The organism is Morganella psychrotolerans, assembly GCF_965118875.1.
In the GTDB taxonomy this organism is placed as follows: domain Bacteria; phylum Pseudomonadota; class Gammaproteobacteria; order Enterobacterales; family Enterobacteriaceae; genus Morganella; species Morganella psychrotolerans_C.
This window is the reverse complement of record NZ_CBCPJD010000001.1, coordinates 600,310-623,050: the sequence shown is the minus strand read 5'-3', so window position 1 is coordinate 623,050 and position 22,741 is coordinate 600,310. Positions and strand designations below refer to the sequence as shown.

Below are 22,741 nucleotides of genomic sequence, written 5' to 3'. Positions count from 1 at the left end.
TCGATTCAACTTCAGTAAAATGAGCTTAACATTACGGTGGGATATTAAAGTGATCAAAATCACAAATACAGCAGGCTGACACCATTCAGCTTGCGTATAAATGAGATTAATTATCAATTTCAATTATAGTGTCTGCCATCAATTTTACAGAAGAACTGATGATTGACTAAAATATATACATGGATAAGGGGATTAAGCTGTATCGCGTCAGCCTGTGGGGAGAAATATTCTGTTGAAAGCAATTTCTTTTATCCGGGATTCAACGGTATGATGTCCGGGTTAATATAATTATTACAACCCTTTGGCAATACGCGGCGGCGTATATCAGCCGTTCATTACAGTATTATTATACCCGACGAACCTGCAGTTTGAAGGAATAAGGGTATATCATCAGGTTGAGGATTTTTTGTGGGCAACACATTACTGGATTTTTCCGGCTATTTAAAATTTTTTGTCGGTTTATTTGCCTTAGTCAATCCGGTTGGTATTTTGCCGGTGTTTATGAGTATGACGAATTACCAGACCGCAGCCGTACGCAACCGAACCAATATGATTGCGAATTTTTCGGTTGCCATTATTTTGTGTCTGTCACTGCTGGTCGGCGATAAAATCCTCATGATGTTCGGTATTTCGATTGAGTCTTTCCGGATAGCAGGGGGCACGCTGATTGTTCTGATCGCACTGTCCATGATCAGCGGAAAGCTGGGCGAGGATAAACAAAACAAGCAGGAACAATCAGAAACCGCGATCCGCGATAATATCGGTGTTGTGCCGCTGGCGCTGCCACTGATGGCTGGACCCGGTGCGATCAGCTCCTGTGTGGTCTGGAGCGCGCGCTGGCAGGGCTGGCAAAACTTTGCCGGACTGGCGCTGACCAGCATTGTGTTTGCGTTTTTTTGCTGGTTGCTGTTCCGCTCAGCGGGGCTGTGGGTAAAATATCTGGGGCAAACCGGGATCAACGTCGTGACCCGTATTATGGGGCTGATGCTGATGTCATTAGGTATTGAACTGATTATTACCGGGATGAAAATGAGCTTTCCGGGATTACTGTCATAATCACGTTGTTTATTATTTATTATTTATTATTTATTATTTATTATTTATTATTTAAGCGGGGCATTTGCCCCGCTTTTGCTTTTGTTCAACTGATCAGCGAATTTCTTCTGTTGTCTCCATCCGGTGTTCTCCCCGGACTAATGCCGCGCGATCAAACTCCCGTACTATCTCACCGCGCGCCATAAATGCGGCCCGGTCAGACATATGCGCCACCACATCGGCGTCGTGACTGACCAGCAGATAGGTCATACTGTGTTCGGCTTTCAGGTGATTAAGCAGATTGAGAATTTCTGCCTGAACGGACATATCCAGTGCGGACGTCGGTTCATCCAGCAATAAAATCTGCGGACGCAGCATCAGAGCGCGGGCAATCGCAATACGTTGGCGCTGCCCGCCGGAGAGCTGATGGGGATAGCGCTGCGCTACATCTGGTGGTAATCCGACAGACGCTATTGCCTGTGTGACCCTGGCTTCAATATCATTCTCATTATGAATGTGTAACGGCTCTGCAAGGGCGCGGTGAATAGTATGAAACGGATGCAGTGACGCGTAAGGGTCCTGAAATACCATCTGCACATTTCGCCGCAGTGCGCCCTGATAGCGCAGCCCCGGATGGATATGCTGTGACAGCAGTTGAATACCTCCCTGCCATTCGCGCTGTAACCCGGCGATCACCCGCAGGATAGTGGATTTTCCGCATCCGGACTCACCGATAAGACTGAATGTTTCCCCTGCGCTAAGGTGAAAGCCAGCCTTGCAGACGACCTGACGCGGCCCGAAACTGACGGAAAGATTATTAACCTCAATAATCGGCGCTGGATTATTCTCCGGCATGATGTGTCTCCTGAGTCAGTAATGTCTGCAACGACTGTCTGTCCAGTACCGGTAAGTCCGTCCCGTAAGTCTGAGCATCAGGGCGGCAGGTCCACAAGGTACGGGTATAGGGATGCGTTGCCTGCGGCAGTTGTGCGGCGGGCAGCTCATCGACCTGCTGCCCCTGATACATCACCATCACGCGCTGACAGTGAGCGGCGACCAGCGGCAGGTCGTGACTTATCAGCAGTAATCCCATCCGGCGTTCTTCACACTGGCGGACAACCAGCTCCAGAATTTGATGGCGCAGCCGTGCATCAAGTGCCGATGTAGGTTCGTCGGCAATTAATACTGCGGGATTATTGATCAGGGCAATTGCAATCATGGCGCGCTGTCCCATTCCGCCGGAAAGTTGCCCCGGATAGCGGGAAAGGGCGGATTCAGCCAGCCCGGCTGCGCGCGCCATATCATATACGCGCTCACGGCGGTCGGTTTTTGACAGTCTCTGATGCCGCACCAGCGCTTCTTCAATCTGTTGATACAGATTTTTTACCGGATTGAGGGCATAACGCGGGTCCTGCATTATCATGGCGATATCATTACCGCGCAGTGCCGCCCACTGTTTTTCACGCAATGACAGTAGCGGGGTATTGTGAAATTCCAGCGTTTGCGCACTGACTTTGCCGGGTTTGCGCACCAGCCCCATCAGTGCTCTCGCTGTCATGGATTTACCGGAGCCGGATTCGCCGACCAGCGCCAGCCGTTCCTGTCCCAGGTTAAACGAAATGCTATTGACCACCCGCGCACGCGGATAATCCACTGACAGGTTTTTGACACGGATAAGTGGCTCAGTCATGTTCAGGCTCCATAATATCGCGTAAACCATCACCCAGAAGATTGAATGCCATACCGGCAGTCAGAATGGCCGCACCCGGTACTGCCGCAATCCACCACTGGTCAAAGATAACCTGCATGCCGTCCGCGATCATCGCTCCCCATTCCGCCATCGGTGGTTGTGCGCCAAGCCCTAAGAACCCCAGACCGGCGGCCGCCAGGATGATAGTCGCCAGATCAAGCGCGAGGCGGACAATTGCCGAAGGCAGACAGAGTGGCAGAATATGTCCCCACAACAGACGCAGTCCGCGGATCCCCAGCATTTCTGCACTGGCAAGATAATCACTGTTGCGCAGATGACGGATTTCACTGCGTGCCTGGCGTGCATACGCAGGCCAGGACGTGAGTGCGAGCGCCAGCGCGCCGTTTATCAGTCCCGGTCCCAGGATGGCGACAAACGCAAAGGCGAGGATCAGGCGCGGCATCGACATCACAATATCGGTAAAACGCATCAGAATAGTTTCAACCCAGCGCCCGTAAAACCCTGCCAGAATACCGATCAGTAAACCCGCGGGCAGAGTAATGACGGCAACCAGGGCGACCAGACCAAACATCGGGCGGGCACCATAAATCAGGCGTGAGAGGATATCCCGTCCGTAGCTGTCAGTGCCGAGCCAGTGTTGTGCACCCGGTGCCAGCAGGCGCTGTGCCGGGTTTTGCAGCACCGGGTCAAACGGGGCAAGCCAGGGGGCAAACAGGGCAACCAGCAGGAGAAAAAGAATAATCAGTGAGCCGGTCAGTGCGGAAGGTGATCGGCGGATTTTCGGCAGCAATGTCATAATGTCACCCGCGGATCAGTTAAGCGTACAATCATATCAGTTACATTATTGATAAAGATAAAGCAGATGCCGATAATCAGTGTGCCGCCCATCACGGCGGTTGTATCTCCGGCAAACAGAGCAGCGGTGAGATAGCGTCCGATGCCGGGCCAGGAGAAAACTGTCTCTGTCAGTACCGCACCTTCCAGCATTCCGGTGTACGCCAGAGCGACCACCGTTATCAGTGTGCCGCGGATATTCGGCAGCACATGACGGAACAGAACCTGCATGTCTGTATTGCCTTTGGCGCGCGCCAGGGTGACATATTCTTTGTTCATTTCACTCAGACACGCGGCGCGGGTCAGCCGGGTTATTCCGGCAAGGCAAAAATAGGCAAGCAGCGACACCGGTAATATCAGATGTGCAACGGCATTGGTAAACGCTCCCGGCTCGCCGGAAAGCCAGGTATCAATCAGCACAAATCCGGTTTTTGCCTCAATCGTATATTGATAAATATCATCCAGCCGTCCGGGTCCCGGACTCCATTGCAGCGTGGCGTAAAACAGCAGCAGCATCAGCAGTCCCAGCCAGAAAACAGGAACCGAGTTGCCGAGAAGTGTCAGGGTACGGATGATAAAATCAAGCGGTGAACCGGCATAGCGGGCGCACAACACACCACACAGAATACCGAGCGATGACCCCGCGATCAGTGCAAGGGTTGCCAGCTCAATTGTGGCGGGCAGGGTAGTCAGTACACCGTTGAGCACCGGTTGCCCCATAGAAGAGGCCATTCCGAGATCCCCGTGCAACAATCTGCCCAGATAATGCCAAAACTGAATATAAACCGGCTGATCCAGCCCCAGCTCCAGTTTTACCTGCTGATAGGTTTCGTGGCTGGCGTGATCGCCGACAATCTGCAGAACCCGGTCAACCGGGGACAGAGCAGAAAGTGCGAAGGTGATAATCAGCAGCCCGAGTAGTGTCAGTGCCAGCGTAAAAATACTCTGAACAGTGACACGCAGGACATGGCGCAGCACAGTGGCGGCAGGTGACGATTCAGACATACAGCTATTCCTGAATAAAACAAAAGACAATAACCCCGCAAGTGATCCCTGCGGGGTTATAACCGTATTCATTCACACTGCAGGTTTGTTCGCTGCATCCTGAAGTATGACGGGTATCAGCAGGTTATTTGGTGACTCTGTCATAATACACCATATCCGCATTCAGTCCCTGCTGATAGCCTTTCACGTTATCGCGCAGAACAACCTGGTTTTGTCCCTGAGCCATAAACACATACGGCGAGCTGCGCTGTAATTCTTCCTGCATCGCGGCATACATCTGTGTGCGTTTGGCTTTATCCGACTCTGCCACCGCTTTTAGTGTTGTTTCTGACAGTGCGGGGATATCCCAGCCGTTCAGCCATGCGACGGTGCTGCTTTTTCCGTCATTAAAGGCGAAGGCGCTGGCGTTTGAGTGCGCATCAAAATAGTCCGGTATCCAGAAACGGACTGCCGCCTGATGTGAACGCGCCCGCACCCGTGAATATACCTGGCTGCCCGCCGCAGGCAGAAGCTCCACGCGGATACCGCCCTGTGCAAAGCTTGCCTGAAGTGACTGTGCGATAGTGATATATGGCGGTTTATTCTCCACATCCAGTGTGAAGTGAGCATCTTTAATACCCGCTTTTTCCAGAATAGCTTTTGCTTTGGCAGGATCAAACTTATACGGGTTATTGGTCAGCGTACCGGGTAAACCGACCGGCAGGAAGCTCTGATGAATAAAATACTGACCTTTCAGTAAATCTTTTGTAATACCTTCATAATCAACCAGATAACGTGCTGCCTCCCACAGTGCCGGGTTTTTCAGCAGCGGATTTGCACTGTTTCCGGTATTGAAGGCCAGGTAATCCTGTTCAGCGGACGGAATGTTTTCCACTCTGATACCGGCGGTATTTTTCAGCGCAGCAGTCTGGTCAGCTCCCAGTTCGCGGGCAATATCCGCATCTCCCTGCTGAATAAGCAGGCGGCGTGATGCCGGGTCCGGCACATTTTTAATAATAATGGAGGCAATTTTAGCTTTACCGGTGGAAACATGCGGGTTAGCGGCCATCACAATAGCCTGATTTGGCTGATAAACTTTCAGAAAATAGGCACCGCTGCCGGCGGAATGCATTTTCAGCCAGGCGTTACCGAAATCATTATTTTTAATATTTGGTGTCACTAATTTTTCATCAACAACGGACGCAATCGGTGTGGATAATAAATTAAGTGCCACATCCGGGCTGATATCCGCACTCCACTTAATTTTCAGAGCCCGATCACCGGTTTTTTCAAATTGCTGTGCAATATTGTCTTTATTCCAGCCGAGAATATTGAGAATAAATGCCGGTGATTTATTCATTGTCACTGCGCGCTGATAAGAGAAAATAATATCTTCAGGGCGCACCGGGTTACCGGAAGCAAATTGTGCATTTTCTTTAATACGGACAGTCAGTGTTTTATTCGCAGCATCAGCCTGCCAGTCCTCTAATAAGATTGCATCAAGTTGTGCCGGATTATCACGGTTTGGCTGAACAATACGCTGGTAGAAACTCGGGACAGTCTGAATACTGGAAAGCTCATTACTTTCGGCGGGATCGAGGCTGACAATATCATCCAGACCCTGAACAACAATCAGTGTACCCGGTGGTGTTGCTGCAAATGCGGAGGCTGAAAAGAGCAGAGCCAATGACACTGACAGTGTTGTTTTTCTCATGGTACTTCCCCTGGATGCAGTGTTTATGATTATCCCCGTCATACTTCAGGATGCCCGGCGGAGCTTGCCGCCTGCCTGCATCCTGAATGATGTTGGGTATCTGTTTTAATAATGACACGTTAGAAAAAATAGCCGGGATTTGCAAAGTCTGTTACGGACTTGTTTATAACTATTCGTTATAGATATTGTTAATGATAGTCCTTCATTTCAATTCCGGTAGACCGGAAGATAAAAACAGTTATAAAACTGTATTGATATAACAACAGGTTATCAGTACATAAGAAATAATGATAAAAATGCGGCTGTATTTTATCAGCACAAAGACGTAGTACAGTTTATTGATTTTCGGGTATAACAGATAAAGTGCTCAAATAAACACCGTTACCCGGCTTTATGCCGGAAAGGATATTTATACACATTAGTTCTTTGATTTTGAACCGGAAATTATCCTTTTGCTCTTTTTATTTACAGTTGTATTTTAACTGGTTATTAATATTTAATTGGTTAAAACTGTGATGCATGTAGGTTTTTGCTCTGGTTAAATTGCTTTTTGTTAATTAAATGTTTATTTTTCTGTTTGGGCAAAAGCGAGTGTCCTGTAGTGCGGGGGGAAATAATTATCTGTTTATTTTACCGGTGCTTTTGGGGCTGATAAGAACGTTTACAAACAAAAACAGTCACCGGGCTTAAAAATTACGGGCAGAGGTAAGAAATGGACCGGTAAAATAAACAGAACTTATTTTTGACTATACTCAGTAATAACGCATTTGCGGTACTTCAATCACGTTGTTCGTGTAATTGGTGTTATTCAGACCGGGACGGAAAAATGAAAAAAAACATTATTGCTGTTTCCCTTACACCCGCGTTGTTGCTGAGTGTTTTCGCATGTCCGGCATCAGCGGCACAGGTGCCTACCGGAACAAAATTGGCAGCAAAACAAGAAATTGTTATTAATAACGGCAGTGAACCGGTATCACTGGACCCGCATAAAGTGGAAGGTGTGCCGGAGTCCAATATTATTCTTAACCTGCTGGAAGGTCTGGTTTCCACAGATGCGGACGGAAAAATTGTGCCGGGTGTGGCGCAGAGCTGGTCATCTCCGGATAACCGGACCTGGACATTTATATTATATCCGGATGCAAAATGGAGTGATGGATCACCGGTCACCGCCAATGATTTTGTCTACAGCTGGCGGCGGCTGGTGGATCCGAAAACCGCATCGCCTTACGGCAGCTATTTGCATTATGCTTACGTCGAAAATGTGGATGAGATCCTCAAAGGCACAAAATCACCGGATACACTCGGTGTGAAAGCATTGGATGACCACACTTTGCAGGTACAACTTACACAGCCGGTGCCGTATTTTGTGGATATGCTCAGCCATACGGCACTGAAACCGGTGCCTAAGGGCGCGATTGAGCAGTTTGGTGATAAATGGACGACAGTCGGGAAATTTACCGGCAACGGCGCATATACCCTGTCATCATGGAGTGTGAATGAGCGCCTGGTACTGAAGCGCAATCCGAAATACCGCAATGATCAAGAAACCGTGATTGAGCAGGCGACCTTTTTGCCGTTGCAATCAGAAACCAGTGATATAAACCGGTATCGCGCCGGAGAGATAGATATCACTAACAGTGCGGTTCCGCCGGTCTTATTCAGCAAGCTGAAAAAAGAGATCCCGGCAGAGGTGCATATTTCCCCTTATTTATGCACGTTTTATTATGAAATCAATAATTCAGCCACCTCATTTACCGATCCCCGTGTCCGGGAAGCCATTAAACTGGGTATTGATCGCGATATCATTGCCAATAAAATTATGGGACAGGGACAGATCCCGGCATACGGCTTTACACCGCACTATATTAACGGCGGGAACTTTATCACTCCGGACTGGGCATCCCTGACGCAGGCTCAGCGTAATGAAAAGGGACTAAAATTACTGGAAGAGGCCGGTTTCAATGAGAAAAGCCCTCTGACCTTTGAATTGCTCTATAACACGTCTGATCAGAACAAACAGCAGGCGATTGCTGCCGCATCCATGTGGAATAAAAACCTCGGGGTGAATGTGATACTGAAAAACCAGGAATGGAAAACATCGAATCAAAACCGTCACGAGGGTAACTATCAGGTCGCACGGGCAACCTGGTGCGCGGATTATAATGAACCCTCATCATTTTTGAATATTTTCCTGTCAGACAGCAGTAATAACACCAGTTTCTATCGTAATGCCACTTTTGACAGTGCAATGCAGCGCGCATTACTGGCTACCGATGAAAAAACGCGCCAATCCGCTTATCAGCAGGCAGAAATGCAGTTAGATCAGGACTCTGCATTGATCCCTGTCTATTATCGCGTGAGTGTGCGGTTGATAAAACCAGCAGTTGGCGGATTTACCGGTAGTGACCCGCTTGATTATATGGATATTAAGCGCTTATATATGGTAGAAACGTATTAATAATAAAAATTTGCACGCTAATAAGTAGTGCGAAAACAATAAAGGCATGAGTAACAAAAAATAAGTGCCTGAAAAACACGCAACAAACGCAAAACACATTCGTCAATGGGGAGTTATGTAAGATGGTAAAGCTGACAAAGAAGAGTTTATTAACGCTAAGTGTGATTAGTGCGCTGGGAATGGGGTTGGGTGCTCAGGCGTTTGCGGCGGAGGTTCCGGCAGGGGTTCAGCTGGCTGAGAAGCAGGATCTGGTCCGTAATAACGGATCTGAGCCACAGTCGCTTGATCCGCATAAAGTGGAAGGGGTTCCGGAAGCGAATATTATCCGTGACCTGATGGAAGGGATCACACTTGAAGGCCCTGACGGTACTGTTTTACCGGGATCTGCGACATCCTGGGAAAATAAAGATTTTAAAGTCTGGACGTTTAAAATCCGTGAAGGCGCAAAATGGTCAAATGGTGATCCCGTCACCGCACAGGACTTTGTTTACAGCTGGCGTCGTTTAGCTGATCCGAATACCGCGTCGCCGTATGCGAGTTATTTACAGTATGCCCATATTGCGAATATCGATGATGTTATTGCCGGGAAAAAGAAACCGGAAGAGCTAGGTATTAAAGCGCTGGATGATAAAACATTAGAAATTACCCTGACAGAAGAAGTGCCGTATATTCCGAAACTGCTGGCGCATAACTCTATGTCACCGGTGCATCCGGCTTCTGTGGAAAAATTCGGTGATAAATGGACGCAGCCGGGAAATTATGTCAGTAACGGCGCGTACAAACTGAAAAACTGGGTGGTAAACGAAAAAATCGAGCTGGAGCGTAACCCGAACTATTGGGATAACCAAAAAACCGCTATTAATAATATCCGCTTCCTGCCAATTTCGTCAGAAGTCACTGATGTAAACCGCTACCGCAGCGGTGAAATCGACATGACGTATAATAACCTGCCGATTGAATTGTTCCAGAAACTGAAAAAAGAGATCCCGGACGAATTACGTATTTCACCGTATATGTGTACCTATTACTATGAAATCAATAATGAAAAAGCGCCATTTAATAATCCGAAAGTCCGTGAGGCTCTGAAACTCGGTTTAGATCGCGATATTATGGTTAATAAAGTGAAAGCGCAGGGCGATACCCCGGCTTATGGTTTCACACCGCCGTTTACCGATGGTATGTCTGCGAAAGAGCCGGAATGGTTCTCCGGAATGACTCAGGCACAGCGTAATGAAAAAGCACGGAAACTGCTGGAAGAAGCGGGCTACACCAAAGATAAGCCGCTGAAATTCAATCTGCTGTATAACACGTCTGATCTGCACAAAAAAATGGCGATTGCCGCCGCATCTATCTGGAAGAAAAACATCGGTGTTGATGTGCAGCTGGAAAACCAGGAATGGAAAACATTCCTCGATACCCGCCATCAGGGTACTTATGATATTGCCCGCGCCGGCTGGTGTGCCGATTACAACGAGCCTTCATCCTTCCTGAATATGATGCTCTCCTACAGCAGCAGTAATACCCCGCATTATAAAAATACAGATTTTGATAAGCTGATGAAACAGTCTCTTCAGGTGAAAACTGATGAAGAGCGGGCAAAAATCTACCAGCAGGCTGAAACCGTGCTGGATAACGATTCCGCCATTGTGCCTGTCTATTACTATGTCAGTACCCGTTTAGTGAAACCGTACGTGGGGGGATACAGCGGAAAAGATCCGTTAGATCACCTTCATACAAAAGATCTTTATCTGATGAAAAAATAATAAAGACGGTTGGCAGCCTCCCCGGAGGCTGCCTGTGTATACCCAACGTCATTCAGGATGCAGGCAGGCGGCAAGGGAAGATAGACGGGGAGCATACATCAGTATGTGACCTGGCTAACTGAGCGAAGCCAACGCACCTGCAGTTTGAATGAATAAGGGTATGTATGTACCCCGGGAGCGGGTACTGTATAGGAACGGGCAATGTTTAAGTTTATTCTTCGCCGTATACTCGAGGCGATCCCGACACTATTTGTGTTGATTACCATCTCTTTCTTTATGATGCGTCTGGCACCGGGCAGTCCTTTTACCGGTGAGCGCAAATTACCACCGGAAGTGATGGCCAATATTGAAGCAAAATATCACCTGAATGATCCCATCCATGTTCAGTATTTCGACTATTTAGTCCAGTTGTCGAAAGGGGATTTCGGACCCTCATTCAAATATAAAGACTACTCTGTGAATGATTTAGTGGCGACAGCATTTCCCGTCTCCGCCAAACTTGGCATAGCGGCGTTTGTGCTCGCATTGATCGCGGGGGTGAGCGCAGGGGTTATTGCCGCGCTGAATCAGAATACCCGGTGGGATTATACGGTTATGGGTGTAGCCATGACCGGGGTTGTTATTCCGAGCTTTGTGGTGGCGCCACTGTTGGTTCTTGTTTTTGCTATCCACCTGCACTGGCTGCCGGGCGGCGGCTGGAACGGGGGGCAACTGAGTAACATTATCCTGCCTATGGTCGCACTTTCACTGGCTTATATTGCCAGTATCTCCCGTATTATGCGCAGTTCAATGATTGAAGTGATGCACTCCAACTTTATCCGCACCGCGCGGGCAAAAGGGCTGCCGATGCGTAAAATCGTCTGGCGGCATGCGCTGCGTCCGGCGCTGTTACCGGTTGTTTCTTTTATGGGACCGGCGTTTGTGGGGATTATTACCGGCTCGATGGTCATTGAGACGATTTTCGGTTTACCGGGCGTCGGGCAGTTATTTGTGAATGGCGCGCTTAACCGCGACTACTCACTGGTACTGAGCCTGACTATCCTCGTCGGGGCGCTGACTATCGCCTTTAACTGTATCGTTGATGTGCTGTATGCCGTTATCGATCCGAAAATCCGCTATTAATTCCGGAGCACGCTATGTTACCGAATGAAAAAAAATGCGAAGCTCTGGCGAATTTTGCGGAGCAGCAAAATGTTGAAGGGCGCAGTTTATGGGCGGATGCCCGTCGTCGTTTTATACACAATAAAGCGGCGATCACCAGCCTGTGTCTCCTGTTTTTAATTACACTGTTTGTTATTTTTGCGCCGATGTTATCGGATTTTGCTTACGATGATACGGACTGGGAAATGATGTCTGCGTCACCGGACAGCGAAACCGGACACTATTTCGGTACGGATTCCTCCGGGCGTGACCTGCTGGTGCGTGTGGCAATCGGCGGGCGTATTTCGCTGATGGTCGGTCTGGCGGCAGCGCTGGTGGCTGTGCTGGTGGGAACACTCTACGGCGCAATGTCCGGGTATGTCGGCGGTAAAACTGACTCCGTAATGATGCGCGTACTGGAGATCCTCAACTCCTTCCCGTTTATGTTTTTTGTTATCTTACTCGTTACCTTCTTCGGGCAGAATATCTTCCTGATCTTTGTGGCTATCGGGATGGTGTCCTGGCTGGATATGGCGCGTATTGTGCGCGGACAGACCCTCAGCCTGAAGAGCAAAGAGTTTATTGAAGCCGCGAAAGTCTGTGGTGTGCCGACCCGCAATATTATTCTGCGCCATATTGTGCCGAATGTGCTGGGTGTGGTGGTGGTGTATGCCTCACTGCTGGTGCCGAGCATGATCCTGTTTGAATCCTTCCTCAGTTTCCTGGGACTGGGAACACAGGAGCCATTAAGCAGCTGGGGTGCATTGCTTAATGATGGCGCAAACTCCATGGAAGTATCGCCCTGGTTACTGATGTTCCCGGCAGCATTCCTGGTGGTGACTCTGTTTTGTTTTAACTTTATCGGCGATGGGTTGCGTGATGCCCTTGACCCGAAAGATCGCTGAGGAGGCCGCCAATGACTCAGTTATTACAGGTAAAAGACCTGAATGTGGCGTTTAAAACGCCGGACGGTGATGTTACTGCTGTCAATAAACTCAACTTTTCATTATCGGCGGGTGAAACACTCGGCATTGTCGGTGAGTCCGGCTCCGGAAAATCACAAACTGCGTTTGCACTGATGGGGTTATTAGCCCGTAACGGCGTGGTCAGCGGCTCTGCCATGTTTAATGGTCGTGAAATTCTCAATCTGAAAGAGAAAGCCTTAAATAAAATGCGCGCGGAAGAGATTTCCATGATCTTCCAGGACCCGATGACATCCCTTAACCCGTATATGAAAGTAAGCCATCAGCTAACTGAAGTGCTGATGTTGCATAAAGGGCTGAGCAAACATGATGCCTTTGAAGAATCGGTACGGATGCTGGACGCGGTAAAAATGCCGGAAGCCCGTCATCGCATGAATATGTATCCCCATGAGTTTTCCGGCGGAATGCGCCAGCGCGTGATGATCGCGATGGCACTGTTATGTAAGCCGAAACTGCTTATTGCCGATGAACCGACCACGGCGCTGGATGTGACTGTTCAGGCGCAGATTATGACGCTGCTCAATGAACTGAAACATGAATTCAACACAGCGATTATTATGATCACGCATGATTTGGGTGTTGTCGCGGGAATTTGTGACAAGGTGCTGGTGATGTATGCCGGGCGCACTATGGAGTACGGCACCGCGCGTGATGTATTTTATCAGCCTGTGCATCCGTATTCTATCGGGTTGCTTAAAGCGGTTCCGCGTCTTGATGGCCCTGAAGATAGTGCACTTGCCACTATTCCCGGAAATCCGCCGAATCTGCTGCGTCTGCCGGCAGGCTGTCCGTTCCGCCCGCGCTGCCAGTATGCGATGGAACAGTGTGCTCAGCAGGAGCCGCCATTAAATGCATTTGCTCAGGGCCGTTTGCGTGCCTGCTTTAAAACAGTTGAGGAGCTGGCATCATGACGAATCCTGAACGTCCTGTTCTGCTGGAAATTGAAGATTTAAAAGTCCATTTTTCTGTCAGAGATAACAAACAGTGGTTCTGGCAACCGGCAAAAAGCCTGAAAGCCGTTGATGGTGTTACTGTCCGTCTGTATGAGGGAGAAACCCTCGGCGTTGTCGGCGAATCCGGTTGCGGAAAATCAACCTTTGCGCGGGCAATTATCGGGCTGGTTAAAGCGACAGAAGGGCGCGTAACCTGGCTTGGCAAAGATTTGAACGGCATGAGTGAAAAGGACTGGCATAATATCCGCAATGATATTCAGATGATTTTCCAGGACCCCCTGGCGTCACTGAATCCGCGTATGACTATCGGCGATATTATTGCTGAGCCGCTGCGCACCTATCATCCGCGCATGAAAAAATCAGAGGTTACGGAAAAAGTGAGAGCGATGATGATGAAAGTCGGGCTGCTGCCTAACCTCGTCAATCGTTATCCGCATGAATTTTCCGGTGGTCAGTGTCAGCGCATCGGGATTGCCCGTGCCTTAATTCTGGAGCCGAAACTGGTTATCTGTGATGAACCGGTATCTGCCCTGGATGTCTCAATTCAGGCGCAGGTGGTTAATCTGCTTAAAGAATTACAGCGGGAAATGGGGTTGTCGCTTATTTTTATTGCGCACGACCTTGCGGTGGTAAAACACATTTCTGACCGCGTTCTGGTGATGTATCTGGGACACGCAGTAGAGCTTGGCACATATGATGAGGTTTATCACAATCCGCTGCATCCTTACACCAAAGCACTGATGTCTGCGGTGCCGGTGCCTGATCCGGACAGAGAACAGAATAAAGTTATTCAGTTACTGGAAGGCGAACTGCCGTCACCGATTAACCCGCCGACAGGCTGTGTTTTCCGCACGCGCTGCCCGCTGGCAGACAGTGAATGTGCGCGCACGCGTCCGTTACTGGAAGGCAGTTTCAGGCATGCCGTTTCATGCCTGAAAGTCGATCCGCTGTAAATTTAAGTTCTGTCTTATCTGCGACGAAGCGCTCATTTTGAGCGCTTTTTTTCATTGTGTAACATCCCTTTTTCTTCGCCCGCAGCAATCTTTCTGATGCACAAAAAACGGCCATTGAGGCAGGTACTGATTTCCGCTATTAACAACAGGCCGGTATGTACCCTTATTCATTTATAACATGCGCCGGTACGGGGATTTCCCGGGTAATCGGGAGACACAGGTCGTTGACATCTGTCAACGAATTAGCTACGGTACAGGTATCAGCGGACATGAAGAGGCATCCGGATAAACATATTCAGTCAGCTATTGAATATGCATTGCTTCAGGGCTGGGTTTGGATCCCTGCGGGAAATTCGGCACATGCGTTTTGCCGGTTACGGTGCGGCTCTCCGGCTGAGAAACACCGGTTACACCAGATGAGTGTCTGGTCAACACCGCGAAACCCGGAAAATCATGCAAAGCAAATCATAAGGAAGGTAGACAGTTGTTCGTTATGACTGAATTAATCAGGGCGGTAAATACTGCCTCCATACAAGGGAAAAAGTATGGCACTGTATAATTTTACTTTAACGCTTTCCGGCGTTACCGCAGATACAAAAAATCTGGAAGATGCATTGTTTAAAAGTGGTTGTGATGATGCACTACTCTGTTTTTACGGGAAATCGGTGTATCTGGAATTTGACCGCGAAGCGCCATCCCCGGATACCGCTATCCGCAGCGCTGTTGAGGATGTTGAATCTGCGGGGCTGAATGCCAGGGTTGAATCTGTGGATTCTGCCCTGGTCGGGCTGAGTGATATTGCCGAACTGACAGGCATGTCGCGTCAGGCGATTGCGCTACTGAAAGACGGTGCCCGCGGACAGGGTAACTTTCCGTGCCCTGTTCAGCGCCTTCGCGGACAGTCCCCGTTGTGGGACTGGGCGGCAGTCGCCGTCTGGCTGGTACAGCAGGGGCGGTTGACGGCACAACCTGAGCTTGCGGAGAACGCAAAAACCATCGTCAAGTGGAATGTGGCGCTGCGTGCCGGTGCTGCTGAAAACCCCGCAGAGATTGAAGCGATTACCCGGTCATTGCTGGCACGCCGTGAAAAATGTCGTTGCTGAGGGGGAATGCGGGGTAAGAACCCCGCACGCGACCGGGAAACAAAAAAGACAGGTTATTTCCGCCAGCGGATAGCAAATTCCGGGGTGCCGGTAAACCGGCGCGAGAGGAGAACGCGGGCGAAAATCTGGTCGATATCGGCATCATCGTCCGGTGCCAGCCCGATAACCACTTCTGCGCAGTCCGGATTTTGTGCCGGAAAAGAGGTGATTTCAGACCAGTCATTACCGGTGGGTACCAGTTCCGCACCTCCGCAATCTTCAAATTGCAGATTAAACAACAGGACATCGGCGGGATCCAGATTATCCATTGCCTGTTCCAAAAACAGATCGTATGCCATTTCAATGGCTTCTTGCTCGCTGAGGCGGCGGGGACGAGGGGTGCTCATGGTCAGACAGCTTTCCGTTTATTCCCTGCAACAGGACAGTCGCAGGGATAATAAAATAATCAGTATTACAATAACGGGCTGAAGAAGTAACACAGCCGCTCAAGAATACGGTTTGTCAGCGGGCGTTTTTCCCACTCAGCGTAATCGAGCCGCGCAGAACGGCTGATATAATCGTTTTGCACGATATTCAGATCACCGGCAAAACTCTCATCATCAATGACAGCCGTAATTTCAAAATTCAGCCATAAACTGCGCATATCCAGATTAACCGATCCTACCATACTGAGCTGGTCATCCACTAACACACTTTTCGTATGCAATAAGCCGTCTTCAAACAGGTAAATCTCTACACCGGCTTCCAGCAGTTCGGTATAAAATGCACGGCTTGCCCAGCGGACAAGAAAAGAGTCATTGAGGCGCGGCATCACAATCGCCACCCGCACGCCGCGCATGGCGGCGGTACAGATAGCATGCATCAGGTCATCGCTCGGGACAAAATACGGTGTGGTGAATGTCAGGCGCTCCTGTGAAGCAAAAATTGCTGTCATCAGTGACTGCTGAATAAGCTCTTCCGGAAAGCCCGGACCGGATGCCACTATATTTACGGTATGTCCGCTGTCTTTTTCAAACGGCATTTCGATATCATCAGGCGGTGGCGGAAGACGGCGCTCACCGCGCTCCATTTCCCAGTCAAAGGCGTAGATAATCCCGAACAGTGCCGTAACCGGACCTTCCATCCGGACAAGGATATCGACCCATTCTCCCACGCCTGAATCTTGCTTAAAGTAGCGAGGATCAACCATATTCATGCTGCCGGTGTATGAGATGTAGTTATCGATAACCACGATTTTGCGATGCTGACGCAAATCCATACGGCGCAGCGCAAAGCGCAGAATATTGACCGGCAGTGCCTCGACAAACTCGATACCCGCATCCCGCATCATCTTTGGATAATCACGGCGGAAGAAGTGCCAGCTACCGGCGGAATCTACCATAATACGGCACTTTACACCGCGTTTGGCGGCGGCAAGCAGGGCATTGGTGACGTGATCAACATCACCGCCGGGTTTCCAGATATAAAACACCATATCGATATTGTATTTTGCATTATCGATATCTTTTACTATCTGCTTCAGCGAATCTTCACAGGTAGTAAATAACTGAATTTGATTACCTTTTACACCGGGAACACCCTGGCGGCTCTCTATCAGCTGGAATAACGGAGCAGCCTGTCTGCTGTTCTCTGTGGAGAAAATATGTTTTGACTGACGCAGCCCTTCCAGCCAGCCGGCAACAGATGGCCACATCCCTTTTGCCTGATCGACTCTCCGGCGTCCCAGATGCAGCTCACCAAAGGCGATGTAGGCAATAATTCCGATGAACGGCAGGATATAAATAATCAGTAGCCAGGTCATGGTGGAGGTCACCGGGCGGCGTTTGTACATAACACGCACAGTGATACCGGCGATCAGCAGCCAGTAGAAAAGAATACTCAGCCAATACAACAATGTATAAAATGTCGACATAGGTATGTTCTTTCCTGAAAATGAGGTTTACAGATACATCAGAGATGAAATCAGATTGATAGCGCACAGGAAAATGTATCAGAAAGCTTTCTGTAATGCTGCTTTATTTGTGATTTCAGTCTGTTTGACCAGGTTTTGGTTCAATTGTCTGAGGTTATTGCGGGAAAGCGGTTGGTTATTGTGTCAGGGAGCTTATAATAATGCTCCTTATTATGAAGCTTAATTATATACCCAACGTCATTCAGGATGCAGCCAACAAACCTGCAGTTTGAATGAATAAGGGTATACACACTGTTTAAAAGGGTTTAGCCATGAGGCACAGCAGGCCGGAAGTTTCACGTTGGCGGATGTTAAGACAGGTAACCCGTCGTCGTCGTCGCTGGTTAGAAAGTCAGTCCCGCCGGAATCTGCGGATTTTTTCACTGCGAAAACTGGATATTGCAGGACAACGTCGTTCACTGCTGTTTGCACATACGCGTTTTAGTCATTAAAGAGTGACATTTCGCACGACAAGTGACAATGGTTATGTTTTTCTTATTGAAATTGATTGCTATTTGCATTTAAACTAGTAGCCATTGTCATTATTAGTTTCTTATAAGATTGTATCGATATGTCTATTTTTCGTTGGGTGAGTTGGCCGATTCTGATTTCTCTTTCTCTGCACGCGTCTGTGGCAGCGGCAATCTATTACAATATGAACAAGGAAAGTGCGGAAGAACCGAAGCTGATGAGCGTTGAAATGGCTGTATTTGCACCGGCACCCGCCGCCGCAGTACCACAGCCGGAGCCTGAACCAGAGGTTGAACCTGAACCGGAGCCGGAACCTGTGGTGAAACCGGTTATCGAAAAACCGGTGGAAAAAAAGCCGGTTGAGAAAAAACCAAAACCTAAGAAAGAAAAGAAAATTGAAAAACCGGCGGTAAAACCGACGGAAACGAAAGCACCGGTCTCTGATAAGCCGTTGTTCAGCGGAACACCGGACGGACAGCAGGATGTGAAAAAAACAGCGCCGGGACCTGTGAGTAACCAGCCGTCAGCCGGGTTGAGCGACAGCGGTGGCGGTGACCCGAAAGCACTGAGCCGCGCTGATCCTGTCTATCCCGCACGCGCCCGCAGTCTGGGTAAAGAGGGAACAGTCCGCGCCAGATTTGATGTGGATGAAAACGGGCGTATTCAGAATATCGATATTATCGACGCAACCCCGAAAAATATGTTTGACCGGGAAGTCCGCCAGGCAATGCGCAAATGGCGCTATGAGAAAAAAGCGAAGAAAGGTCTGACCACGACGATTATTTTCCGCCTCGACGGTAAAACATCCGTTCAATAAACAGTGTATACCCTTATTCATTCAAACTGCAGGTTCTTTGGCTGCACTCAGTTAGTCGGGTCACATACTTGTGTATGCTACCCGGCGGTCGGAGCTTGCCGCCTTCCTGCATCCTGAATGACGTTGGGTATATAAGAAGAGGACCCGGCCGTGAGCCGGGTTTTTTATGTCCGGTTATTGACCCGGTGAAAGTGTCGCAGGAAAGATATCAGCACGCAGATTAATCAGGTCGTCCGGTGTTACATGGATAACACCTTCGCCCGGAATATCAATTTCTGCAATCATAAACAACGCCATAGTGGTCAGCAGCGGCAAAATTAAAATCATAATATTATTGCCGGGCAGCCCGCGGATATTATACCCGATCAGCACATTAGCACTCGTGGCAAAGAGAATGAGTAAAACCCAGGCGGCTCCCGGAATTTGATAACGCCAGCTTGCCATGGTTTTTTCTTCAGACACATACAGATCACTGAATGCCGTTAATACAGAGGCGATCACCGGATTGGGTGCGGTACGGGCCTGTGTGGCGGCTAATCCCCAGAGTGCGTTCTGAGCATCAAGGGACAGATCCCGCCAGCGTTCAGTTTTTGCCTGTGATCCTGCATTAAAAAAGGAAATGCGGGCATCAAGATAATCTTTCAGTAAAACCTGCGCCTGTAAATTATTTTCAGGAGAGAGCAGTTGTGCGCGCTGATAGGCATTGCCGATAGTAATGGCTTCGTTTTCTTCCATCTGCTCGCGGTTATTATAGCCGCCGATAGAAATTGTCAGTAAAAAGCCGATTAATAACCCCAGCAGGGATAATACCGCCCCGAGCACAATTTTGGTTTCATCATCCGCCAAATCTGTTTTACCGTGACGTTTTTTGAACAGGTATTTTCCGCCATAAGCAGAAAAGACAGAAAGAATAAAAATAACGACGAATAATAATACAGAGTTGGAGACTAATGCGTTAAATAGTGCTGACATAACAGAGACCCTTCAACTTAACCCTTATTCATGATTCATGCAAAAAGCAGGTTCGTTGGCGGAATGCCCCTGCCTGTATCCTGAATGACATTGGGTACAAAAACGTCCCTGCAAAAAGCAGGGACGCTGATGGAATCAAGCAGCTGGTAAACAGGCTGATTTGATAGTTAATACTGATTTATCATCCGCTGATATAATTTACTGTCCTCAGGGTTTATTTCAGCAGTCTGACTCTGACTGCTTTACCTTTAATCTTGCCTTGCTGTAACTGCTTGCGTGCATGGTTTGCGACAGACTGACGGATTGCAACATAGGTGTGCATCGGATGGATAACGATTTTACCGATGTCAGCGCCATTAAGCCCCATATCGCCGGTCATAGCGCCCAGAATATCACCGGGACGCAGTTTGGCTTTTTTACCGCCGTCAATACACAGAGTTGCCATTGCCGGCTCCAGCGGGGTGATGGTCAGTCCTGCCGGTACCGGCTGCCAGTTCAGTTTCATCCGGAGCATTTCTTCCAGCGCATTGGCGCGCGGCGCTTCTTCCGGTGCGCAAAGGCTGACGGCCAGTCCGCTTTCGCCTGCGCGGGCAGTACGCCCGATGCGGTGGATATGAATTTCAGGATCCCACGCCAGTTCATAGTTAATAACCATTTCCAGAGACTTGATATCCAGCCCACGGGAAGCAACATCAGTTGCAACCAGCACGCGGCTGCTGCCGTTCGCAAAGCGAATCAGGGTCTGGTCGCGATCACGCTGTTCCATATCACCATGCAGCACCAGTACGCTCTGATTGCTGTCGCTCAGTGCTTCAAAGACATCCTGGCAATCTATCTTTGTGTTACAGAACACCACGCAGGACGCCGGTTGTTCACGGCTCAGCAATTTCTGTAATAAATCAACTTTACCGCGGCGGGACACTTCATAGAACTGTTGTTCAACGGCAGGCAGTTCATCGGCGCTGTTAATTTCAATTGCCAGTGGGTCGCGTTGAAAACGGCGGCTGAACGTTGCAATCTCATCCGGCCAGGTGGCGGAAAATAACAGTGTCTGACGATTTGCCGGGGTGCTGTCGACGATGGTACTGATATCATCAGCAAAGCCCATATCCAGCATGCGATCAGCTTCATCCAGCACCAGGGTCTGTAACCCGTCCAGATGCACAGTTTCTTTACTCAGGTGATCAAGCAGACGACCAGGGGTTGCCACAATGATATGTGCGGCGTGGATCAGTGAATCGCGCTGAATACTGAACGGCACGCCGCCGCATAAGGTCAGAATTTTGATGTTCGGCAGATAACGTGCCAGACGGCGCAGTTCACCGGCGACCTGGTCTGCCAGTTCACGCGTAGGGCACAGCACCAGCGATTGTGTGGTGAATTGTCTGGCATCAATCTGCTGTAACAGACCCAGACCAAAAGCTGCGGTTTTGCCGCTGCCGGTTTTTGCCTGGGCGCGGATATCTTTTCCGGCGAGAATTGCCGGCAGTGCTGCTTCCTGAACAGGGGTCATGGTCAGATAGCCCAGTTCGGTCAGGTTAGCGAGTTGTTCTGCGGGAAGCGCGTTAAGTTCAGCAAATGAGGTCACAATGAAAATTCCGGATTAAATAAAAAGAGAGATATCCGCCAATGATACTATCCCTTACCGGTTGTGTCGCGGGGAACCTGCTGTATCCAAAAAGGCCACTCAGTGAGAGTGGCCCGGAGGAAATGCATTATCTTAATTTTAATCGTTGTTACTGCTGCCTAACTGAAAATTACGTTTTCCGTCAGGTAACGGGCGGGGACGGTTATCAGCGTCAACGGCGACATAGCAGAACACCGCTTCTGTCGCCCGGTAGCGATCACCAATCGGATCCGTCGCCACTTTTTTCACCCAGACTTCGACCTTGACTGTCATGGATGAATTGCCGGTTTTCAGACAGCGCGCGTAACAGCAGACCACATCCCCGACAGCCACAGAGCGCAGGAAGGTGATGCCGTCGACACGCACGGTGACGACGCGCCCGAGTGCCATTTCTTTTGCCAGAATTGCACCGCCGATATCCATTTGTGACATTAACCAGCCGCCGAAAATATCACCGTTGGCGTTGGTATCCATCGGCATGGTTAAGGTGCGCAGCACCAGTTCCCCGTTAGGTAAACATTGTTGTTGAGTCATGAGAAACACTTACGTCCGTTTGACAAAAAGGATACCGTCCAATACAGACAGGTATCCGGTTGATTTTATTATTTTTCTTCTTCGCGCGGCAGATGACGGTAAATATATACCACACTGATAAGGGTAAACACCAGCGTTACAGCGGTCAGACCAAAGACTTTGAAGTTAATCCAGGTATCCATCGACAGCCAGAATGCGACATAAATATTGACCGCAGCACAGATAATAAAGAACAGGGACCAGGCGAGATTCAGACGTTGCCATACGTGAGGCGGCAGCGTCAGCTCTTTACCCAGCATTTTCTGGATCAGCGGTTTTCCGAAGAACAACTGGCTGCCCAGCAATACCAGGGCAAACAGGGCATAAATAATAGTCACTTTCCATTTGATAAACAGCGGATCATGGAAAACGATGGTCAGTGTGCCGAAAATCGCCACAATCGCAAAGGTGATAACGGCAGATTTTTCCAGATGTTTATACAGGAACCAGCGAACAGCGAGTGCTACCGCAGATGCGGCGATTAATGCGCCGGAGGCATAATAGATATCCATGGTTTTATATATGGCAAAAAAGATAACCAGGGGAATAAAATCGAGTAGTTGCTTCATAATTGAGTCAGTCCGAAATTTAAAGTTATTTTAAGCACATTGCCATCAGCCGCTTATTTTTAAAGAAAAAAAATATATTACAAATGACTTTGCAATATTTTACCATAAGACGGGCGATGACTATCTTCTT

Annotated in this window: 22 protein-coding genes; 11 read left to right on the top strand and 11 right to left on the bottom strand. The window is 49.1% G+C overall.

Going from position 1 to position 22,741, the window contains the following annotated elements; all coding sequences use genetic code 11:
* Window positions 1-408: 408 nt before the first annotated feature.
* Window positions 409-1,056 carry a YchE family NAAT transporter gene (locus ACMHKJ_RS02965; protein ID WP_413491981.1) on the top strand — a complete coding sequence of 216 codons (648 nt, stop codon included), beginning with the start codon at window positions 409-411 and terminating at the stop codon, window positions 1,054-1,056.
* 93 nt (window positions 1,057-1,149) lie between these two features.
* Here the strand turns inward: ACMHKJ_RS02965 and ACMHKJ_RS02960 are convergent, their stop codons facing one another.
* From ACMHKJ_RS02960 to ACMHKJ_RS02940, 5 genes are all read right to left on the bottom strand, one after another.
* Entirely contained in the window at window positions 1,150-1,890 is a 741-nt protein-coding gene (locus tag ACMHKJ_RS02960; protein ID WP_413491980.1) for an ABC transporter ATP-binding protein, read from the bottom strand.
* Complete coding sequence (locus ACMHKJ_RS02955; protein WP_413491979.1) at window positions 1,877-2,725, bottom strand: ABC transporter ATP-binding protein; 849 nt, start codon at window positions 2,723-2,725, stop codon at window positions 1,877-1,879. The genes ACMHKJ_RS02960 and ACMHKJ_RS02955 overlap by 14 nt, the downstream gene beginning before the upstream one ends.
* A complete protein-coding gene (locus tag ACMHKJ_RS02950; protein ID WP_413491978.1) occupies window positions 2,718-3,542 on the bottom strand; it encodes an ABC transporter permease in 825 nt (274 codons plus the stop codon). The genes ACMHKJ_RS02955 and ACMHKJ_RS02950 overlap by 8 nt, the downstream gene beginning before the upstream one ends.
* Complete coding sequence (locus tag ACMHKJ_RS02945) at window positions 3,539-4,585, bottom strand: ABC transporter permease (RefSeq protein ID WP_413491977.1); 1,047 nt, start codon at window positions 4,583-4,585, stop codon at window positions 3,539-3,541. The genes ACMHKJ_RS02950 and ACMHKJ_RS02945 overlap by 4 nt, the downstream gene beginning before the upstream one ends.
* 124 nt (window positions 4,586-4,709) lie before the next feature.
* Window positions 4,710-6,278: an ABC transporter substrate-binding protein gene (locus ACMHKJ_RS02940; RefSeq protein WP_413491976.1), complete on the bottom strand. Its 1,569-nt coding sequence runs from the start codon at window positions 6,276-6,278 to the stop codon at window positions 4,710-4,712.
* An 826-nt stretch (window positions 6,279-7,104) separates the two neighbouring features.
* Here ACMHKJ_RS02940 and ACMHKJ_RS02935 point away from each other — a divergent pair.
* From ACMHKJ_RS02935 to ACMHKJ_RS02900, 8 genes are all read left to right on the top strand, one after another.
* Window positions 7,105-8,736: an ABC transporter substrate-binding protein gene (locus tag ACMHKJ_RS02935; RefSeq protein ID WP_413491975.1), complete on the top strand. Its 1,632-nt coding sequence runs from the start codon at window positions 7,105-7,107 to the stop codon at window positions 8,734-8,736.
* Window positions 8,737-8,858: 122 nt separating this feature from the next.
* Complete coding sequence (gene oppA, locus ACMHKJ_RS02930; protein WP_413491973.1) at window positions 8,859-10,499, top strand: oligopeptide ABC transporter substrate-binding protein OppA; 1,641 nt, start codon at window positions 8,859-8,861, stop codon at window positions 10,497-10,499.
* A 201-nt stretch (window positions 10,500-10,700) separates the two neighbouring features.
* Complete coding sequence (gene oppB / locus ACMHKJ_RS02925; protein ID WP_067362035.1) at window positions 10,701-11,621, top strand: oligopeptide ABC transporter permease OppB; 921 nt, start codon at window positions 10,701-10,703, stop codon at window positions 11,619-11,621.
* A gap of 14 nt (window positions 11,622-11,635) precedes the next feature.
* Window positions 11,636-12,544 (top strand): oligopeptide ABC transporter permease OppC, encoded by a 909-nt coding sequence (gene oppC / locus ACMHKJ_RS02920; protein ID WP_067406432.1) that lies wholly within the window; start codon window positions 11,636-11,638, stop codon window positions 12,542-12,544.
* A gap of 11 nt (window positions 12,545-12,555) precedes the next feature.
* On the top strand, window positions 12,556-13,533 hold the full coding sequence (gene oppD / locus ACMHKJ_RS02915) for an ABC transporter ATP-binding protein (RefSeq protein WP_413491971.1): 978 nt from the start codon (window positions 12,556-12,558) through the stop codon (window positions 13,531-13,533).
* On the top strand, window positions 13,530-14,528 hold the full coding sequence (oppF, locus tag ACMHKJ_RS02910) for a murein tripeptide/oligopeptide ABC transporter ATP binding protein OppF (protein WP_067362044.1): 999 nt from the start codon (window positions 13,530-13,532) through the stop codon (window positions 14,526-14,528). Before oppD ends, oppF begins: the two co-directional genes overlap by 4 nt.
* 269 nt (window positions 14,529-14,797) lie before the next feature.
* The gene (locus ACMHKJ_RS02905; protein ID WP_413491970.1) at window positions 14,798-15,025 is read left to right on the top strand and encodes a hypothetical protein; all 228 of its coding nucleotides are present in this window, start codon (window positions 14,798-14,800) and stop codon (window positions 15,023-15,025) included.
* A gap of 48 nt (window positions 15,026-15,073) precedes the next feature.
* Window positions 15,074-15,631: a helix-turn-helix transcriptional regulator gene (locus tag ACMHKJ_RS02900; protein ID WP_413491969.1), complete on the top strand. Its 558-nt coding sequence runs from the start codon at window positions 15,074-15,076 to the stop codon at window positions 15,629-15,631.
* Window positions 15,632-15,684: 53 nt separating this feature from the next.
* Here ACMHKJ_RS02900 and ACMHKJ_RS02895 read toward each other — a convergent pair whose 3' ends face one another.
* Together ACMHKJ_RS02895 and cls are read right to left on the bottom strand one after the other, a co-directional pair.
* A complete protein-coding gene (locus ACMHKJ_RS02895) occupies window positions 15,685-16,017 on the bottom strand; it encodes an HI1450 family dsDNA-mimic protein (RefSeq protein WP_413491968.1) in 333 nt (110 codons plus the stop codon).
* Between the two features lie 65 nt (window positions 16,018-16,082).
* Complete coding sequence (gene cls / locus ACMHKJ_RS02890) at window positions 16,083-17,543, bottom strand: cardiolipin synthase (protein WP_413491967.1); 1,461 nt, start codon at window positions 17,541-17,543, stop codon at window positions 16,083-16,085.
* Window positions 17,544-17,854: 311 nt separating this feature from the next.
* On the opposite strand from cls, the gene ACMHKJ_RS02885 reads away from it, so the two are divergent.
* Together ACMHKJ_RS02885 and ACMHKJ_RS02880 are read left to right on the top strand one after the other, a co-directional pair.
* Window positions 17,855-18,034 carry a YciY family protein gene (locus tag ACMHKJ_RS02885; RefSeq protein ID WP_067406413.1) on the top strand — a complete coding sequence of 60 codons (180 nt, stop codon included), beginning with the start codon at window positions 17,855-17,857 and terminating at the stop codon, window positions 18,032-18,034.
* A gap of 119 nt (window positions 18,035-18,153) precedes the next feature.
* Entirely contained in the window at window positions 18,154-18,870 is a 717-nt protein-coding gene (locus ACMHKJ_RS02880) for a TonB family protein (protein WP_413491966.1), read from the top strand.
* Window positions 18,871-19,044: 174 nt separating this feature from the next.
* On the opposite strand, the gene ACMHKJ_RS02875 is transcribed toward ACMHKJ_RS02880, so the two are convergent.
* From ACMHKJ_RS02875 to ACMHKJ_RS02860, 4 genes are all read right to left on the bottom strand, one after another.
* The gene (locus tag ACMHKJ_RS02875; RefSeq protein WP_413491965.1) at window positions 19,045-19,842 is read right to left on the bottom strand and encodes a bestrophin-like domain; all 798 of its coding nucleotides are present in this window, start codon (window positions 19,840-19,842) and stop codon (window positions 19,045-19,047) included.
* 214 nt (window positions 19,843-20,056) lie between these two features.
* Window positions 20,057-21,430, bottom strand: coding sequence for an ATP-dependent RNA helicase DbpA (gene dbpA, locus ACMHKJ_RS02870; RefSeq protein ID WP_413491964.1), 1,374 nt, complete (start codon window positions 21,428-21,430; stop codon window positions 20,057-20,059).
* 138 nt (window positions 21,431-21,568) lie between these two features.
* On the bottom strand, window positions 21,569-22,003 hold the full coding sequence (gene yciA, locus ACMHKJ_RS02865) for an acyl-CoA thioester hydrolase YciA (protein WP_413491963.1): 435 nt from the start codon (window positions 22,001-22,003) through the stop codon (window positions 21,569-21,571).
* Window positions 22,004-22,071: 68 nt separating this feature from the next.
* Window positions 22,072-22,611 (bottom strand): septation protein A, encoded by a 540-nt coding sequence (locus ACMHKJ_RS02860; RefSeq protein WP_413491962.1) that lies wholly within the window; start codon window positions 22,609-22,611, stop codon window positions 22,072-22,074.
* Window positions 22,612-22,741: the final 130 nt, after the last annotated feature.

Excerpts from the sequence above, each read along its gene's own strand:
- ACMHKJ_RS02935 (WP_413491975.1), top strand. The coding sequence starts at position 7,105 with ATGAAAAAAAACATTATTGCTGTTTCCCTTACACCCGCGTTGTTGCTG.
- ACMHKJ_RS02860 (WP_413491962.1), bottom strand. The coding sequence starts at position 22,611 with ATGAAGCAACTACTCGATTTTATTCCCCTGGTTATCTTTTTTGCCATA.
- ACMHKJ_RS02875 (WP_413491965.1), bottom strand. The coding sequence starts at position 19,842 with ATGTCAGCACTATTTAACGCATTAGTCTCCAACTCTGTATTATTATTC.
- ACMHKJ_RS02885 (WP_067406413.1), top strand. The coding sequence starts at position 17,855 with ATGAGGCACAGCAGGCCGGAAGTTTCACGTTGGCGGATGTTAAGACAG.
- yciA (WP_413491963.1), bottom strand. The coding sequence starts at position 22,003 with ATGACTCAACAACAATGTTTACCTAACGGGGAACTGGTGCTGCGCACC.
- oppF (WP_067362044.1), top strand. The coding sequence starts at position 13,530 with ATGACGAATCCTGAACGTCCTGTTCTGCTGGAAATTGAAGATTTAAAA.
- ACMHKJ_RS02945 (WP_413491977.1), bottom strand. The coding sequence starts at position 4,585 with ATGTCTGAATCGTCACCTGCCGCCACTGTGCTGCGCCATGTCCTGCGT.
- ACMHKJ_RS02950 (WP_413491978.1), bottom strand. The coding sequence starts at position 3,542 with ATGACATTGCTGCCGAAAATCCGCCGATCACCTTCCGCACTGACCGGC.
- ACMHKJ_RS02880 (WP_413491966.1), top strand. The coding sequence starts at position 18,154 with ATGTCTATTTTTCGTTGGGTGAGTTGGCCGATTCTGATTTCTCTTTCT.
- ACMHKJ_RS02895 (WP_413491968.1), bottom strand. The coding sequence starts at position 16,017 with ATGAGCACCCCTCGTCCCCGCCGCCTCAGCGAGCAAGAAGCCATTGAA.
- oppC (WP_067406432.1), top strand. The coding sequence starts at position 11,636 with ATGTTACCGAATGAAAAAAAATGCGAAGCTCTGGCGAATTTTGCGGAG.
- ACMHKJ_RS02905 (WP_413491970.1), top strand. The coding sequence starts at position 14,798 with ATGAAGAGGCATCCGGATAAACATATTCAGTCAGCTATTGAATATGCA.
- ACMHKJ_RS02940 (WP_413491976.1), bottom strand. The coding sequence starts at position 6,278 with ATGAGAAAAACAACACTGTCAGTGTCATTGGCTCTGCTCTTTTCAGCC.
- oppD (WP_413491971.1), top strand. The coding sequence starts at position 12,556 with ATGACTCAGTTATTACAGGTAAAAGACCTGAATGTGGCGTTTAAAACG.
- ACMHKJ_RS02960 (WP_413491980.1), bottom strand. The coding sequence starts at position 1,890 with ATGCCGGAGAATAATCCAGCGCCGATTATTGAGGTTAATAATCTTTCC.
- oppA (WP_413491973.1), top strand. The coding sequence starts at position 8,859 with ATGGTAAAGCTGACAAAGAAGAGTTTATTAACGCTAAGTGTGATTAGT.
- ACMHKJ_RS02900 (WP_413491969.1), top strand. The coding sequence starts at position 15,074 with ATGGCACTGTATAATTTTACTTTAACGCTTTCCGGCGTTACCGCAGAT.
- oppB (WP_067362035.1), top strand. The coding sequence starts at position 10,701 with ATGTTTAAGTTTATTCTTCGCCGTATACTCGAGGCGATCCCGACACTA.
- cls (WP_413491967.1), bottom strand. The coding sequence starts at position 17,543 with ATGTCGACATTTTATACATTGTTGTATTGGCTGAGTATTCTTTTCTAC.
- ACMHKJ_RS02955 (WP_413491979.1), bottom strand. The coding sequence starts at position 2,725 with ATGACTGAGCCACTTATCCGTGTCAAAAACCTGTCAGTGGATTATCCG.